This window comes from Polaromonas vacuolata, from assembly GCF_012584515.1.
GTDB lineage: Bacteria > Pseudomonadota > Gammaproteobacteria > Burkholderiales > Burkholderiaceae_C > Polaromonas > Polaromonas vacuolata.
In genome coordinates this window covers 2,809,497-2,825,583 of the sequence record NZ_CP051461.1, presented here as the reverse complement: position 1 = coordinate 2,825,583, position 16,087 = coordinate 2,809,497, and the positions used below count along the sequence as shown (strand labels likewise).

At 51.4% G+C, this 16,087-nt stretch carries 11 protein-coding genes; 7 read left to right on the top strand and 4 right to left on the bottom strand.

The annotated features are described in order from the left end of the window. Positions 1-41 precede the first annotated feature (41 nt). Entirely contained in the window at positions 42-3,662 is a 3,621-nt protein-coding gene (gene uca / locus HC248_RS12855) for an urea carboxylase (protein ID WP_168922821.1), read from the top strand. A gap of 34 nt (positions 3,663-3,696) precedes the next feature. Then, positions 3,697-5,529 carry an allophanate hydrolase gene (gene atzF / locus HC248_RS12850; RefSeq protein ID WP_168922820.1) on the top strand — a complete coding sequence of 611 codons (1,833 nt, stop codon included), beginning with the start codon at positions 3,697-3,699 and terminating at the stop codon, positions 5,527-5,529. Positions 5,530-5,553: 24 nt separating this feature from the next. Here atzF and HC248_RS12845 read toward each other — a convergent pair whose 3' ends face one another. Next, a complete protein-coding gene (locus HC248_RS12845) occupies positions 5,554-6,651 on the bottom strand; it encodes a M14 family metallopeptidase (RefSeq protein ID WP_168922819.1) in 1,098 nt (365 codons plus the stop codon). Continuing rightward, positions 6,648-7,844: a M20 aminoacylase family protein gene (locus tag HC248_RS12840; protein WP_168922818.1), complete on the bottom strand. Its 1,197-nt coding sequence runs from the start codon at positions 7,842-7,844 to the stop codon at positions 6,648-6,650. Before HC248_RS12840 ends, HC248_RS12845 begins: the two co-directional genes overlap by 4 nt. 290 nt (positions 7,845-8,134) lie before the next feature. Between HC248_RS12840 and HC248_RS12835 the strand changes: the two genes are divergently transcribed. From HC248_RS12835 to HC248_RS12815, 5 genes are all read left to right on the top strand, one after another. Then, positions 8,135-9,112, top strand: a complete 978-nt coding sequence (locus HC248_RS12835; RefSeq protein WP_168922817.1) for an ABC transporter permease — start codon at positions 8,135-8,137, stop codon at positions 9,110-9,112. A 70-nt stretch (positions 9,113-9,182) separates the two neighbouring features. Next, positions 9,183-10,766, top strand: coding sequence for an ABC transporter substrate-binding protein (locus HC248_RS12830; RefSeq protein ID WP_168922816.1), 1,584 nt, complete (start codon positions 9,183-9,185; stop codon positions 10,764-10,766). Between the two features lie 87 nt (positions 10,767-10,853). Continuing rightward, positions 10,854-11,765 (top strand): ABC transporter permease, encoded by a 912-nt coding sequence (locus HC248_RS12825; protein WP_168922815.1) that lies wholly within the window; start codon positions 10,854-10,856, stop codon positions 11,763-11,765. Between the two features lie 14 nt (positions 11,766-11,779). Beyond that, positions 11,780-12,754 (top strand): ABC transporter ATP-binding protein, encoded by a 975-nt coding sequence (locus HC248_RS12820; protein ID WP_168922814.1) that lies wholly within the window; start codon positions 11,780-11,782, stop codon positions 12,752-12,754. A gap of 77 nt (positions 12,755-12,831) precedes the next feature. Further along, on the top strand, positions 12,832-13,848 hold the full coding sequence (locus tag HC248_RS12815) for an ABC transporter ATP-binding protein (RefSeq protein ID WP_238342627.1): 1,017 nt from the start codon (positions 12,832-12,834) through the stop codon (positions 13,846-13,848). A 40-nt stretch (positions 13,849-13,888) separates the two neighbouring features. Here the strand turns inward: HC248_RS12815 and HC248_RS12810 are convergent, their stop codons facing one another. Both HC248_RS12810 and HC248_RS12805 read right to left on the bottom strand, forming a co-directional pair. Then, complete coding sequence (locus HC248_RS12810; protein WP_168922813.1) at positions 13,889-15,298, bottom strand: heavy metal sensor histidine kinase; 1,410 nt, start codon at positions 15,296-15,298, stop codon at positions 13,889-13,891. A 7-nt stretch (positions 15,299-15,305) separates the two neighbouring features. Beyond that, positions 15,306-15,995, bottom strand: coding sequence for a heavy metal response regulator transcription factor (locus HC248_RS12805; RefSeq protein WP_168922812.1), 690 nt, complete (start codon positions 15,993-15,995; stop codon positions 15,306-15,308). Positions 15,996-16,087 lie beyond the last annotated feature (92 nt).

Below are 16,087 nucleotides of genomic sequence, written 5' to 3'. Positions count from 1 at the left end.
TTTATTTGCAGGACGACCTGCGCTTTGCACTGAGCTGATTTATGTTCAAAAAAGTACTTGTAGCCAACCGCGGGGCGATTGCCTGCCGCATCATACGTACACTTAGCAAAATGGGTGTGGTTTCAGTGGCGATTTACTCGCAAGCCGATGCAGAGTCAGCCCATGTCGCCATGGCCGATGAGGCGGTGTGTGTTGGCCCTGCGGCAGTCGCCAGCAGTTATCTGGACATGCAGGCGATTATCCAAGCGGCCTTGCGCACGGGTGCTGAAGCGATACATCCGGGTTATGGTTTTCTGTCTGAAAACGCACAGTTTGTCGAAGCTTGCGAAGCCGCGGGTTTAGCTTTTATGGGCCCGACAGCGCAGCAAATGCGTTTGTTTGGTTTAAAGCACACCGCACGTGCGCTGGCGTTGAAAGCCGGCGTGCCTTTGCTGCCGGGCACGGGTTTGTTGGATAGCTTAGAGGCCGCGCTGCTAGAAGCCGATGTCATCGGCTATCCGGTGATGCTTAAAAGCAGTGCTGGCGGCGGCGGTATTGGTATGCAGATGTGCCGCAATTCTCAAGATCTTGCGTCGGCTTTTGAATCGGTTAAACGTTTGGCGCAAGCTAATTTTTCTGATGCCGGTGTTTTTATCGAACGCTATATCTCCAACGCCAGACATATTGAAGTGCAGATTTTTGGCGATGGTTTGGGCGCAGTTCTGAGCTTGGGCGAGCGTGATTGTTCGCTGCAAAGACGCAATCAAAAAGTGGTTGAAGAAACACCCGCACCTAATTTGCGTGAAGAAGTGCGTCTTGCTTTGCAAGACACCGCGCGTAAGTTAGCCGCGATTGCGTCTTACCGTTCGGCCGGCACGGTGGAGTTTGTGGTCGATGCACAAACCCAAGAATTTTTCTTTTTAGAAGTCAATGCAAGACTGCAAGTTGAGCACGGCGTGACCGAGGCGGTGACGGGTGTTGACTTGGTCGAGTGGATGGTGCGCTTGGCTGCTGGCGATATGCCGGCACTGGACACGCAAAAAATAATGGTGCGCGGTCATGCGGTGCAAGCTAGGCTTTATGCAGAAGATCCAGCGAAGAATTTCCAGCCGTCTACCGGCTTACTCACTGAAGTTGTTTTCCCTGAAAATTTACGCGTTGATACTTGGATTGCACGTGGCACCGAAGTCAGCGCGCATTACGACCCTATGCTGGCCAAGCTGATTGCTTTTGGCGCAGACCGTGCGCAAGCGATTGCCAATCTTGAGCAAGCTTTGATAGACACGCGGATTGCGGGACTTGAATCAAACCTCGCGTATTTACGCGGTGTGATGCGTTTTACGCCGTTTCTCGATGGCCAACACACGACCCAAAGTTTGGCGGCTTTTTCTGCGCCCAGTCATGCGATAGAAGTGCTCAGCCCGGGCGTGCAAACATCCGTGCAGGACTGGCCAGGCCGTCTGGGTTACTGGTCTGTGGGTGTGCCGCCGTCTGGGCCTATGGATGGTTTGGCGCTGCGCTTGGGCAATCGTCTAGTCGGTAATGCGCAAGGCGCTGCCGCGCTAGAGATCACGCTGTCCGGGCCGATTTTGCGTTTTCGCAGTGCTGCGGTTGTGGCGGTGACTGGCGCGCCGATTGAGCTTTTACTCGATGGTCAGAGTGCCGCTATGAATGCTGCGTTGACGATTAATGCGGGCCAAACTTTGCGCTTGGGGCGTGTCAGCAGTGCGGGTTGCCGCACCTATTTAGCCGTCAGTGGTGCGCTAGATGTGCCTGATTATTTGGGCAGCAAATCGACCTTTACCTTGGGTCAGTTTGGTGGTCATGGCGGGCGCGTACTGCGCGCCGGTGATGTGCTGCATATTAGCGAGGCAAGCCCTATTGCAGCTATGGATTTGCAGACTGCGGCGCAGCTAGTGCCGACTTATCAAGCGCATTGGGATATAGGCGTGTTAGTTGGCCCACATGCGGCACCTGACTTTTTCACGCCCCAAGACATGGAAATGTTTTTTTTCACCGATTGGCAAGTGCACTACAACTCCAGCCGCACCGGTGTGCGTTTGATTGGCCCCAAGCCAAGCTGGGCGCGCAGTGATGGTGGTGAAGCCGGGCTGCATCCTTCGAATATTCATGACAACGCTTACGCGATTGGTGCGATTGATTTCACTGGCGACATGCCAGTTATCTTGGGACCCGATGGCCCGAGTTTGGGCGGCTTTGTTTGCCCGGCGACTGTGGTGCAGTCAGAGCTGTGGAAACTTGGCCAACTCGCCGCGGGCAATACCGTGCGTTTTATTCCGTTCACGCATGCACAAGCAATCGCTGCGGCAAAAGCGCAGCAATTGGCGCTGGCCGAGCCTTCTCAAACTGCCTTGCCACCGTCCTTGGTCGAGGCTAACGCTTGGCCGGTTGACAGCGCTGTGCTGCACCGGGTTGCAGCCCAAGGTGAATCGGTAGAAGTGGTTTTCCGCCGTGCGGGTGACGCTTATGTATTGATTGAGTTTGGTGAGTTGCAACTCGATTTACGCCTGCGCTTTTTAGTCCAAGCCTTGATGCTGCGTTTGCAGGTTTTGGTTGACAACGGCGAGCTCACAGGCGTGATTGATCTGACGCCCGGCATACGTTCTTTGCAAGTGCATTACGACGCTTTGCAATTGCCGCTGCCGCAGTTGATGGCTATTTTGCTGGAAGCCCAGCACGGCCTCAGCGCCGCGCAAGATATTGAAGTGAGCAGCCGCACGGTGTGGTTGCCGCTGTCTTGGGATGATCCTGCGACTAAGTTGGCGATTGAGAAATACATGCAGTCGGTCAATCCCGATGCGCCATGGTGTCCTAGCAATATTGAATTTATTCGCCGCATCAATGGCTTGGCTGACATTCAAGCGGTCTACGATATTTTGTTCGAGGCAAGTTACATGGTGTTGGGTTTGGGCGATGTCTACCTAGGCGCGCCAGTCGCTACGCCGCTAGACCCAAGGCACAGATTGGTGACCACCAAGTACAACCCAGCGCGCACTTGGACGCCAGAAAACGCGGTGGGTATTGGCGGCGCCTATATGTGTGTCTACGGCATGGAAGGCCCAGGCGGCTATCAGTTTGTCGGGCGCACCGTGCAAATGTGGAACCGCTGGCGCGTGACCAATCAGTTCAGCCAGGGCAAACCTTGGCTGCTGCGGTTTTTTGATCAGATTCGTTTTTACCCCATGGCGGCAGAAGACTTGCTGGAGTACCGCAAAGACTTTATTGCCGGTCGTGTCAGCCTTCGTATGGAAGACGGTGTCTTTCGCTTATCCGAATACCAGCGCTTTTTAGACGCCAACGCAGCATCGATTAGTCACTTCAAGCGAGGCCAGCAAGCCGCTTTTAATGAGGAGCGCGAACGCTGGCGCATCAATGGCGTGTCCGAAGCGCCGGATGGCGGCGTAGCTGCGGATGATCTAGACGCCGGTGCCGCTGCGCTCGACTTTGATGGCACGGTAGTGGCATCGCAAGTATCTGGCGGTGTCTGGTCTATGCAAGTGGCTGTGGGCGACTCGGTAGTTGCTGGTCAATCGCTGCTAGTGGTGGAATCTATGAAGATGGAAATCAGTCTGCAAGCGCCATGTGACGGAATCATTGAAAAACTGCTTTGCACCGAAGGCCAGTCAGTCAGCGCTGGTCAAGCGCTGGTTTTGATGCGCTAAAAAAACCTATAAACCTACAAAACTGGAGAAAAAAATGCACCTCGATTTATCCATTCCCGCTTTGCAAGCGCGCTACCGCGCTGGCCTAACACCGTTGCAATTTGTTGAAATGCTGCACGACAAAATGTGTGCTGAAGACGCTGCGCTAGACCGCAATATCTGGATTCGCCGACTCAGCTTGGACGAAATACGGGTCTATGCTTTGGCGCTAGAAAACCGCGACATGGACAGCCTGCCTTTGTACGGCATTCCCTTTGCGATTAAAGACAATATAGATTTAGCCGGCATTGTCACGACAGCGGCTTGCGCAGAATTTTCTTATTTGCCAGAAGTCAGCGCCACAGCCGTGCAGCGCTTGATTGATGCGGGTGCCATTCCAATTGGTAAGACCAATTTAGACCAGTTCGCTACCGGTTTGGTGGGTACGCGCTCGCCCTATGGCGCTTGCAAAAACAGCATAAACCCAGCTTATGTTTCGGGTGGATCTTCAGCCGGCTCGGCAGTATCCGTTGCCTTGGGTTTGGCCAGTTTTTCGTTGGGGACAGACACCGCCGGTTCCGGCCGGGTTCCGGCCATGTTTAATAATCTTATAGGCCTTAAACCGAGTTGTGGCCGTATCCCCACCACCGGCGTGGTACCGGCTTGTAGGACTTTGGATGTGGTGTCGATTTTTGCATTGACGGCTGGTGACGCCGCTAGCGTATTGGCTTGCGCGCAAGGGCTAGATGATCAAGACGCTTACTCACGCACTTTGCCGCCGCATGGTCACGACTTTGGTGTTGCGCCAGCATTTAAGTTTGGCGTGCCGCGTCAAGCTGATTTGGCTTTTCATGGCAATGCAGAAGGGCCAGGCCAGTTTGCAAAAGCGATTGCGCATTTGCAAGCCTTAGGCGGCACGCCAGTAGAAATTGATCTGCGGCCATTTTTGGCGGTGGCGGCTTTGCTTTATGACGGGCCTTGGGTGGCCGAGCGCTACCAAGCGATTCGCAGCTTTATAGAAAGCCAACCCGAAGCCCTGCACCCAGTCACCTTAGCCATCACAGAAAAAGCGAAAAATATTTCTGCCGCCGATACTTTTTCTTCGCTCTACAAACTTAAAGCGCTAGAGCGCGAAACGCGAAAACAGTGGCTGGATATTGATTGCATGCTGACACCAACGGCGATCACGCCTTATACGATTGAAGCGGTTAACGCCAATCCAATTGTGCTCAATTCCAATCTGGGCTACTACACCAACTATGTCAATTTGCTAGACCTTGCAGCAGTTGCTGTGCCCACTGGTTTTATGTCGGATGCAATGGACAGCATGCCTTGGGGCGTGACCTTGGTAGCGCCGGCTGGCAAGGATTTGCCCTTGCTTAGTTTGGCCGCGCGTTTGCATGCCGCTTGCGTTTTAAGCGTAGGTGCGACCGAGCATGCGCCGCACCGTTTGCCGCAAGCTGTGCCAAGCGCTGCCGCTTTTCCATCCGGCTTGGTGCAGGTCGCAGTTTGTGGTGCACATTTAAGCGGTCTGCCGCTTAATTGGCAACTCACGCAGCGCGGTGCAAAGTTAGTCAGTCGCACCAAAAGCGCGGCTTGCTACAAACTTTTTGCACTGCCCGGCGGTCCACCTTTTAGGCCTGGCATGTTGCGCGTGGCCGAGGGGGGTGTGGCGATTGATGTGGAAGTGTGGGCGTTAGAGCAGCGTGAGTTTGGCTCATTTGTTGCCGGCATTCCCGCACCCCTTGGGATTGGCAGTGTTGAACTTGCCGATGGCTCTGTGGTTTTGGGTTTTACTTGCGAAGCTTATGCGGTTGATTTAGCCAACACGCAAGCCAAAGACATCAGTGCATTAGGTGGCTGGCGCCAGTTTCTTGCACTGTCATAGGTTTAGTTTTTAGCCCTTAATCCTTTAGCCCTTTAAACCTTGTGCGGCTTGAAACAAGGATTGCCTAGCTTGTGTGATGACTTGCTCACGCCAGTCTGGCGTATCAACATAAAAAGCATCCATCATTTGCTTTTTAATCCGTGCGGACAATTCTTTAGAGGCTTGCGGGTTAATGTTGAGCCAGTGCTCTGCGCGCAGCGCTTCCATCATTTGTAGCGGCGGCAAAGTGCCGTATTCCATTGCGATACCGGTGTAAAGCGCTTCTGGGCATTCTTCGTAAACACTGTTGGACATCAAGCCAGTCAGAAGAGCCGAGGTTGACGAGCCATCGTAAATCGATGTTACCGGCGTCGTGCCGCCGCCGTCCCACCAGCGTCTGGCTCTGGCCAGCGCTAATTTGTCTTCGCGGCAGGTACTGATGCGCTCACCCACGCCACTCTCGCCTAAACCGGTGTGAAGATCTATCCAAGCGATTTGTTTGGCTTGGCCAGCGTAGTCGCGCAGCACTTGGCGCAATGTTTGGTTGCTCCAGGTCGCTGCTTTTCCACCAAAGAAAAGGCCTTGTTCAAATTCATATTGGCCGCGTGTCACCGCAGCTTGAAATGCTTGTACAGAGTTGTTGCTAATGTATTGATCAGTCGCCGCAATATTGTTGTGATTCGGTGGCCATTCCTCGGGTAGCAGCAGGCTTTCGATTTCGCGGTAAGCCGGGTTATCCGGCAAAGGCTGATTGAAGTCTTGAAAGTTTCGATTTAAATCCACGTTTTCATGTGTGGTGCGGCGAATGTGTGAAAAACCGTAGGGGTTGAGCGCATGAATGTAAAGCACTGCGACGCCTTGCTCTTTGGCGTTATTGCGCCACTCTGCATCGTGCATCGCATAGGTTTGAACGCCAGAGCCGCAATAACCCTCCACACCGTGGCAGGCGCTGCTCACGATTAAAAGGTTTTGCGCATCGGCTTGGCCATCCAACACTATGTCCATAGCCAGCTCTTCGCCGTCTTTGCCGGCCAGAGGATGCTGGCGTGAATCGACTTTTTTGCCAATGCTGTTGGCAGCGGCTAAAAACTTTTCTCTGGCCTCGGCATAACTTTTTGAAAATGCATGTTCGACATCAATCACGCGGATTCTTTCTTTAACCAGCTCTCGGCAAGATTGACCCAGTAGGTTGCGCCCAGCGGGATCAAGTCGTCATTAAAGTCGTAGCTTGGGTTGTGCAGCATGCACGGGCCACCGCCGTGGCCGATCTCGCGGTGGTCACCATCGCCGTTGGCGATAAACACATAGCAGCCGGGTTTTTCTTGCAGCATGTATGAAAAGTCTTCCGCACCCATGGTGGGCTCTTGGCGGCAGACGTTGTCTTTGCCGACAATTTTTTCCATCACATCGCGTGCGAATTGCGTTTCTTTTTCGTGATTAATCGTCGGCGGGTAGTTACGGGTAAAGCTGAATTCGCAAGTCGCATCATTCGCCGCGCATAAATGTTCAGCGATTTGCTGCATGCGCTTTTCAATCATGTCCAGCACTTCAATCGTGAAAGTGCGCACCGTTCCTTGCAACTCACAACTGTTGGGAATCACGTTGGTGGCTTCTCCCGCATGGATCATGGTGACCGAAATCACGCCGGCATCAACCGGTTTTTTATTTCGGCTAATAATATTTTGAAAGGCCTGCACTAATTGGCAGGCAACGGGTATGGGGTCAATGCCGTTGTGCGGCAACGCCGCATGGCCGCCTTTGCCGCGAACGGTTATTTTGAATTCATTGCTAGACGCCATCACTGGGCCTGGACTGGCGGCAAATTGTCCGACCTTCATGCCCGGCCAGTTGTGCATGCCAAACACTGCGTCCATAGGATACTTTTCAAACATACCGTCTTTAATCATTTCACGCGCACCACCGCCGCCTTCTTCAGCAGGTTGAAAAATCAAATAAACCGTGCCGTCAAAATTTCGGTTGGTGGCGAAATGCTGGGCTGCAGCGAGCAGCATAGCGGTATGACCATCGTGGCCGCAGGAGTGCATTTTTCCTTTGTATTGGCTGGCGTGGGCAAAGGTGTTGGACTCTTGCATGGGCAGGGCGTCCATATCGGCTCTAAAGCCAATAGCGCGTTTTGAAGTGCCATTTTTAATAATTCCCACCACACCGGTTGTGCCCATGCCGCGGTGCATGGGAATGCCCCATTCGGCGAGTTTTTGCGCTACAACGTCTGCGGTTCTGACTTCTTGAAAACATAGCTCTGGGTGGGCGTGAATATCGCGTCTGACGGCGCTAATACCAGCGGCTTGGGTGACTAAGGAATCTAAGATTTTCATGAGAGTCTCAGGTTAAAAATGCCGCGTTTCCACGTTCAGGTGTGACCGGGTATGCGCGCACATTTGTTGTCATACAGTTTGCCAGATTTGCAGCGACTGTGTCTTGATTGATCTGCTGAGGTGTAATTTTTAATACGCTAGTTATGCATTTGTCGGTAGGTATTTAATTTAATTAAAAAATACATATGCATACTTATCGTTTTTCTGGTGCAGAATTTTCTACAAGTAAACCCCGAGACCGGCACGGCAATTGCTAGGCTAGGATGGTGTTAACCCGAGATTAAATATTAATGCTTGTCTTTATTTTTCGTCGCTTGACGCAAGCCGTGATCGTCATGATTGTGGTGGCCTTTATTGCCTTTATGTTGTTTCAATACGTGGGTGACCCCGTAGTGTTTCTGCTCGGCCAAGATGCAAGACCAGAGCAGATCCGTCAACTCCGCACTGACTTGGGTTTGGACCGATCTTTTGTTGTGCAATTTGGTCATTTCTTGGTCAATGCGGTGCAGGGTGACTTTGGGCTTAGTTTGCGTCAGGGCGCAAAAGTCTCGCGCCTGATTGCTGAGCGCTTTCCCGCCACGTTAGAGCTGTCTGCAGTGGCCGCTGTTTTGGCTTTGCTGCTAGGTGTCCCCATGGGGGTTTATTCGGCGCTAAAGCGTGGCTCTTTTTCTAGTCAATTAATGATGACAGTCTCGCTGCTAGGCGTGTCGTTACCGACTTTCTTAATCGGCATCTTATTGATTCTGATGTTTTCCGTCGGTCTTGGATGGCTGCCTAGTTTTGGTCGTGGTGACACGGTAAAAATTGGTTGGTGGAGTAGCGGTTTACTGACGCTAGACGGCTGGCAGCATGTGGTTTTACCGGCAGTTACATTGGCTATTTTCCAACTCACCTTGATCATGCGGCTAGTCCGCGCTGAGATGCTTGAAGTGCTGAGAACCGATTACATCAAGTTTGCTCGCGCCCGGGGCTTGTCTAGCCGCAGCATTCATTTCGGTCACGCATTGAAAAATACTTTAGTGCCGGTTTTGACCATCACAGGTTTGCAGCTAGGCGGCTTAATTGCATTCGCCATCATCACAGAGACCGTCTTTCAGTGGCCGGGCATGGGTCTGCTTTTCATTCAGGCAGTGACCTTTGCAGACATACCGGTGATGTCTGCCTATCTGTGCTTGATTGCATTGATATTTGTACTGATTAATTTGTTTGTTGACCTGTTGTATTTTGCGGTTGATCCCCGGCTTCGGTTAGGTGGTGGGCGCCACTAATCGCAGTGTTTTTGCGCCCTGAGGCGACTATGTTTCTTGCGAGTTTTTCTAACATTGCCTGGAGTTATTCATGAAGTTCAAGTCCACATTGCGTCTGAGTGCTCTGCTGTCTGCGCTGGTTGTCGCCAGTTTTTCTGCCCAATCGCAAACGCTGCGTGTGGCCAATATTGGTGACTCGCTGTCTATGGATCCGCACTCTCTGAGTGAATCGCTGCAGTTCAGCATCACCGGCAACGTCTATGAAGGCTTGGTGCTGCGCAACAAGGACTTGAGCTTGGCGCCGGGCTTGGCAACATCTTGGAAACAAACCTCACCCACTATCTGGCGCTTTGAATTGCGTAAAGGTGTGATGTTTCATGACGGCACACCGTTTACTGCGGATGATGTGTTGTTTAGTTTTAAGCGCACTCAAGCCGAAGGATCTGACCTTAAAAGCTACACCAACGATTTCAAGGAAGTGCGAAAAATTAACGACTTCACAGTTGAAATAGAAACCAAATCACCTTTTCCGATACTGCCGGACGTGATTTCTCTGGTTTATATGATGAGTAAAAAATGGTGCGAAACCAATCAAGCTGTGGTGCCTGTGGATAGACGCAAAGGCATTGAAAATGCAGCTTCATTTCGTGCCAACGGCACAGGTCCCTATCGCCTGCGCGAGCGCCAGCCTAATGTGCGCACCAGTTTTTCTCGTAATGCCAACTATTGGGGCAAGATTGAAGGCAATGCACAAGAAGTGATTTTTACCCCGATTGACAATGATGCGACGCGTGTTGCCGCGCTGCTGTCTGGTGAGATCGATGTGATGGAACCGGTACCAGTGCAAGACATTGACCGCGTGAATAAAAACGCCAGCACCCGTGTCATGACAGGGCCAGAACTACGAACTATTTTTCTGGGTATGGATCAAAAGCGTGATGAGTTGCTGTATTCCAATGTCAAAGGTAAAAATCCCTTCAAAGACAAACGCGTACGCCAAGCTTTTTATCAAGCGATTGATATTGAGGGTATTAAACGCACGGTGATGCGCGGAGCTTCGACGCCGACGGCTTTGATGGTTGCGCCCGGCATCAACGGTTTCGATCCGACGATAAATGTGCGTTTGCCTTACGACGTGGAAGCGGCCAAAAAACTCATGATCGAAGCCGGTTATCCGAATGGCTTTGAGGTCGCTATGAATTGCCCCAACGACCGCTATGTGAACGACAGCCGTATTTGCCAAGCAGTGTCGGCAAACCTGTCTCGCATCAATGTAAAAATTAATCTTCAGGCCGAAACCAAGGGTACTTACTTTCCTAAAATCTTACGCCGTGACACCAGTTTTTACATGCTGGGTTGGACGCCAAGTACCTATGACGCGCACAACGCTCTGAATGCTATTTTTGCTTGTCCAGATGATCAAGGTGCGGGTCAGTTCAATCTAGGTTCTTATTGCAATCCCAAGGTCGATGAGTTGATTAAAAAAGTCCAGTCTGAAACCGATAAGACCAAACGCACGGCTTACATCAAACAAGCTTTTGAAATGCACGCAACTGATATCGGTCACCTGCCAATGCATCAGCAAGCACTGGCTTGGGGCATGAGTAAAAAAGTCACTTTGACGCAATTAGCGGATAACTTCATGCCGTTTAAGTGGATTACCATTCAGCCTTAATCCGCTTGATGTTTGATGCTTGTTGTATTTGTCAAGCGGCCAGTATTGGCAGCTTGACTGGTTTAAATTTTTTCTAGCAACACACTCATGAATCAATTGTTATCACGCTGGTATGACAGCGATGTCGGCTACAGCTTTCGCACCTCGCCGATGGCCATGACCGCTGCTGTGATCGCCTTGGTTTGCGTTTTTGCTGCGGTATTTGCCGGCTGGGTGGCTCCGCACAATCCGTTTGATTTGCGCACACTGGAGTTGAGTGACGCCCGCTTGCCGCCGGCTTGGTATGAGATGGGTAGCGCTAAATATTTGCTCGGTACTGATGATCAAGGTCGCGATATTTTGTCGGCTGTGATTTACGGTGCACGTATTTCTTTGGTAGTCGGTCTAGCCTCGGTGGTGCTGTCGATTTTGATTGGTGTGACGTTAGGCTTAATCGCTGGGTTTAGTGGCGGCTGGATTGATACTGCCTTGATGCGTTTATGCGATGTGATGCTGAGTTTTCCGCCCATATTGGTAGCCCTTCTTATGGCGGGTGTGGGCAGGGCGCTGTTTCCCAATGCACAAGCGAGTGTGGCTTTTGGTGTGTTGATTGTGTCGATTACGCTAACCGGCTGGGTGCAATATGCGCGCACGGTTAGGGGCTCGACTTTGGTTGAGCGAAACAAAGAATATGTGCAAGCTGCGCGTGTGACCGGCGTTTCACCCCTGCGCATCATGCGCCGCCATGTGCTGCCCAATGTGCTGGGGCCGGTGATGGTGTTGGCAACTATTCAAGTCGCAACTGCCATCATTACCGAGGCGACGCTGTCATTTTTAGGTGTCGGCTCGCCGCCCACTTCCCCCTCTTTGGGCACCTTAATACGGGTGGGCAATGATTACTTGTTTTCTGGCGAGTGGTGGATTACGGTTTTTCCAGGATTGATGTTGGTGTTAATTGCGCTCAGTGTTAATTTGCTGGGTGACTGGCTGCGTGATGCGCTGAATCCGCGTTTGCGCTGAGAAAGTTTTTTGTCATGACACTGCTTCAAGTTAAAAATCTGGTGGTCGAGTTTCCTTCTCGGCACGGCACTCTGCGCGCCCTAGACGATATTTCGTTTGATATTTCTGCGGGTGAAATTTTGGGTGTGGTGGGCGAATCCGGTGCGGGTAAATCGCTCACTGGTTCGGCCATTATTGGATTGCTTGAGCCACCAGGCCGCATCGCAAGCGGGCAGATTCTGCTCGAAGGCCAACGCATAGATCAGCTCAGTGAGCCGCAAATGCGCCACATACGCGGGCGCAAGATTGGGGCTATTTTTCAAGATCCATTGACCTCGTTAAACCCGCTCTACAGCATAGGCCGGCAGTTGGTGGAAACCATTCAGGCGCACTTGCCCATGACGGCGCGAGAGGCGCGTATGCGCGCCATCTCGCTGCTAGAAGACACGGGTATTCCGGCTGCGGCTCAACGCATCGACCACTACGCGCATCAGTTTTCTGGCGGCATGCGTCAGCGCGTGGTGATCGCTTTAGCGTTGGCTGCCGAGCCACGGTTAATCGTCGCCGATGAGCCGACGACGGCGCTAGATGTGTCGATCCAAGCGCAAATCATCACGCTGTTAAAAAACGTTTGCAAAGAGCGCGGCGCAGCCGTCATGCTAATTACCCACGACATGGGATTAATTGCCGAAACTTGCGACCGCGTGGCGGTGATGTATTCAGGCCGGATTGCAGAAATTGGCCCAGTGAACGCGGTTATTAATCATCCGGCTCATCCGTATAGCGAGGGCTTGATGGCGGCGATTCCCGACATCGATGTTGAGCGTGATCGCTTGTTTCAAATCGACGGCGCCATGCCGCGACTGAACGCCATTCCTTCGGGTTGTGCTTTTAATCCGCGCTGCCCCAAGGCCTTTGACAAGTGCAGTCAAGAACGACCTGATTTGCAATTCGCAGGTACTACCCGCGCCGCGTGTTGGCTGCATGCTTTGCCAGTTGAGACCGTATGAACAATTCTCTTAAATTGCCCCTGCCTTTACACACAGGACAGCCGAATAAAATTGTCCAAAATCCCGGTGAAAGTCTGATGCACAGACCGATGTCAGAGCCCAGTACCGCTTTGGTTCAAGCGCATGATTTAGCCATGACTTTTGATGTTTCTGCGCCTTGGCTAAACCGCGTGATTGAGCGCCAGCCGCGACTATTATTAAAAGCCGTTGATGGCGTGAGTTTTGAAATTGAAAAAGGCAAAACGCTGGCTTTGGTCGGTGAATCGGGCTGCGGAAAAAGCACGGTGGCCAAACTGTTGGTGGGCTTGAATGAGCCGACACGCGGTAGTTTTACTTTTGATTCGCAAGACGCTCATGCGCAGTTTAAAAAGCCTGAAGGCTTGCAATTGCGCCGGCGGATTCAAATGATTTTTCAAGACCCCTATGCCAGTTTGAACCCGCGCTGGTTGGTGGGTGACATTGTCGGTGAGCCGCTCAAAGAGCACGGCATCGCAACCGATGCAGCTGAGCTTAAAAGCCGAGTCGAGTCTTTGCTTGAATCTGTCGGCATGTCGCGCTTAGATATGCAAAAGTATCCGCACCAGTTCTCCGGCGGTCAGCGTCAACGCATTTCGATCGCCAGAGCGCTGGCGACTGAACCAGAATTTTTAGTCTGTGATGAGCCAACCTCAGCCTTAGACGTGAGTGTGCAAGCTCAGGTGCTCAACATCATGAAAGACTTGCAGCGCAGCCGCGGCCTGACGTATTTATTCATCTCACATAATCTTGCCGTCGTGCGCCACGTGAGTGACCAAGTCGGTGTGATGTACCTCGGGCGCTTGGTGGAATTGGCGGATAAACAGTCGCTGTTCTCTAACCCGCGCCACCCTTACACGCGCATGTTGTTAGACGCGATTCCAAAAATGCGCGATACCGGCCGCGCCAGAACGCCGGTGCAAGGCGAAGTACCCAACCCCTTAAACCCACCGAGCGGCTGCACTTTTCATCCGCGCTGCCCGCATGTACAAGAACGCTGCCGAATGGAAGCGCCGCGTTTGCTGACGATTGCGGGCGTGAAGATTGCTTGTCATGGAGTAGAAGAAGGCAGGGTTTAGGATTTGATAAGCGCAGCTTTTAGGCTGTGGTTTACGGGGCTTAGTCGTTAGCGTTTATAGCGTGATTGTCAGTATCGATTTTTGGAAAAATTAAACTAAAACAAGTCTCGCCAAGCCGCGATGTGACCGTCACACCACCACCGTGGGCCCGCATGATGGCGCGGGTTATTGCTAGGCCTAGTCCCGCGCCATCACTGTGCGGATGGGCTCTTGATTTATCGACTCTAAAAAATCGGTCAAACAATCGTGGCAGCATTTCTTCACTAATCATGCTGCCGTGGTTGATCACGCTTACTTGGACTTTGTCGTTAATCGTTTCTACTTTGATTGACACCGTTGTGCCGATGGTGGCGTGGCGTAGGGCGTTGGATAGTAAATTGCTCAGAGCTCTGCGCAACATTAAACGATCACCGCTGATGAGTCCTTCTCCTGTCAGTGCTAAATAAATTCCCTTTTCAAAAGCCAATGCTTCATAGAAATCAAACAAGGCTTGCGCTTGAGTAGCTATTGCAATGGTCTCTTGACTAGGTAGTGTGAGACCGTTTTCCGTTTTGGCTAAGAAAAGCATGTCAGACACCATTCTGGCTAAACGCTGCAACTCTTCAGAGTTGGAGGCTAAAACGTCTTCATACTCTGTGTTGCTTCTTTTAGAGGACAAAGTAACTTGGGTTTCTGTCAATAAATTGCTGATGGGCGTTCGTAGCTCATGCGCGAGATCGGATGAAAACTCTGACAAACGCCTAAAGTCTTCTTGCAATCTATCCAACATATCGTTGAGTGTTTGCGCTAAGTCGGCCATTTCTACCGGTACTGTTTTAACCGGCATGCGCTCACCCATTTTGTTGGACGTCACGGCTTGCGCTCTGCTCTTCATAATTCGCAGGGGTGCTAAGCCTTGTTTGGCAGCCAGCCAGCCTAATAAGCCGCTGAAAACCGTAGCCAATATGACGTAGATCGCCAAAGTAAAACGAAAATGTTCCTGAAAATGCGCATGTAATTTACTGTCTAAAACAACCCATAAAGTCAAAACTTCATCCCCAATTAAGGGCGTTGAGATGAGTGCGCCTAAAGCGCGGTATTGATGGTCTTTAGTTTCCCAATTGAATAATTTTTGTGTTTTGGATTCTTGACTTAAATTTTTAATCGCCGCATCAGGAATTTTTAAAGCCTCGGTTGCAAACAGCGTTTGCCCGTTGGTTTGTAGCGTAACTATTAAGCCTTCGTGACTGTGCAGCACATCAGCCAAGCGTTTTTGTAAATCACTTTTTGATTCTGCTTTGGCACCGACTTCTTCAATAAGATGAATTTTGTCTTGCAAACCAGCGCGGTCTAAAGCGTCAAAATGCTGGTTCATCGCGGCCGATGTCAACCAGCCCAAGCCGAGTAAAACCAGCGCTGAGACCAGTGTGTAAAACAAGGTCAGCCGGGTAGTGAGCGAAAAACTAGTCATAGGTGCGTCAGCATGAGGATTGCAAGGGTGACTCGATCACATAGCCCATGCCTCTGACGGTTTGCAGCAGCTTGGGCTCATACGCATCGTCAATTTTGCTGCGCAAGCGCCTGACGGCTACTTCAATCACATTTGTATCACTGTCGAAATTCATATCCCAAACCTGAGACGCAATCAGGGAGCGCGGCAGTACCTCGCCTTGTCTTCGCATCAATAGTTCTAACAAACCGAATTCTTTGGAAGTGAGCTCTATTCTTTTACCGGCGCGCGACACTCTGCGGCGCAGTAAATCTAGTTCTAAGTCAGCGACTTTGATGATGCTGGCTTCGACGCTGGGTTTACCCCTGCGCAGTATGGTTCGTACACGGGCTAGTAATTCAGCAAAAGAAAATGGTTTGACTAAGTAGTCATCAGCGCCAAGTTCCAAGCCTTTGACACGGTCTTCTATTTGGTCTTTGGCGGTTAGAAACAGAACCGGCACTTCATTGCCTTTTTGGCGTAGATTGCGCATGACTTCCCAGCCATCCATACCGGGAAGCATGACGTCCAGCAGAATTAAGTCGTACTCGCCCTCAAGCGCGTTGTGCAGCCCGTCAATGCCATCGGATGACAAATCCACCACAAAACTGGCCTCTTTCAGTCCTTTGCGAAGATACTCGCCGGTTTTGGGCTCATCTTCAACGATTAATATTTTCACAGTCGCTCATCCTTTGCTTTGAGTGTGCCTTGGTTGGGGCACTGCTTGTGCAACATAACAAATTTGTAATCTAGACGACATGTAGGCGTAGC

What these genes read in the sequence shown, in the direction of transcription:
- uca (WP_168922821.1), top strand. Translation starts at nt 42, where the DNA reads ATGTTCAAAAAAGTACTTGTAGCCAACCGCGGGGCGATTGCCTGCCGC.
- atzF (WP_168922820.1), top strand. Translation starts at nt 3,697, where the DNA reads ATGCACCTCGATTTATCCATTCCCGCTTTGCAAGCGCGCTACCGCGCT.
- HC248_RS12840 (WP_168922818.1), bottom strand. Translation starts at nt 7,844, where the DNA reads ATGAAAATCTTAGATTCCTTAGTCACCCAAGCCGCTGGTATTAGCGCC.
- HC248_RS12835 (WP_168922817.1), top strand. Translation starts at nt 8,135, where the DNA reads ATGCTTGTCTTTATTTTTCGTCGCTTGACGCAAGCCGTGATCGTCATG.
- HC248_RS12830 (WP_168922816.1), top strand. Translation starts at nt 9,183, where the DNA reads ATGAAGTTCAAGTCCACATTGCGTCTGAGTGCTCTGCTGTCTGCGCTG.
- HC248_RS12825 (WP_168922815.1), top strand. Translation starts at nt 10,854, where the DNA reads ATGAATCAATTGTTATCACGCTGGTATGACAGCGATGTCGGCTACAGC.
- HC248_RS12820 (WP_168922814.1), top strand. Translation starts at nt 11,780, where the DNA reads ATGACACTGCTTCAAGTTAAAAATCTGGTGGTCGAGTTTCCTTCTCGG.
- HC248_RS12815 (WP_238342627.1), top strand. Translation starts at nt 12,832, where the DNA reads ATGCACAGACCGATGTCAGAGCCCAGTACCGCTTTGGTTCAAGCGCAT.
- HC248_RS12810 (WP_168922813.1), bottom strand. Translation starts at nt 15,298, where the DNA reads ATGACTAGTTTTTCGCTCACTACCCGGCTGACCTTGTTTTACACACTG.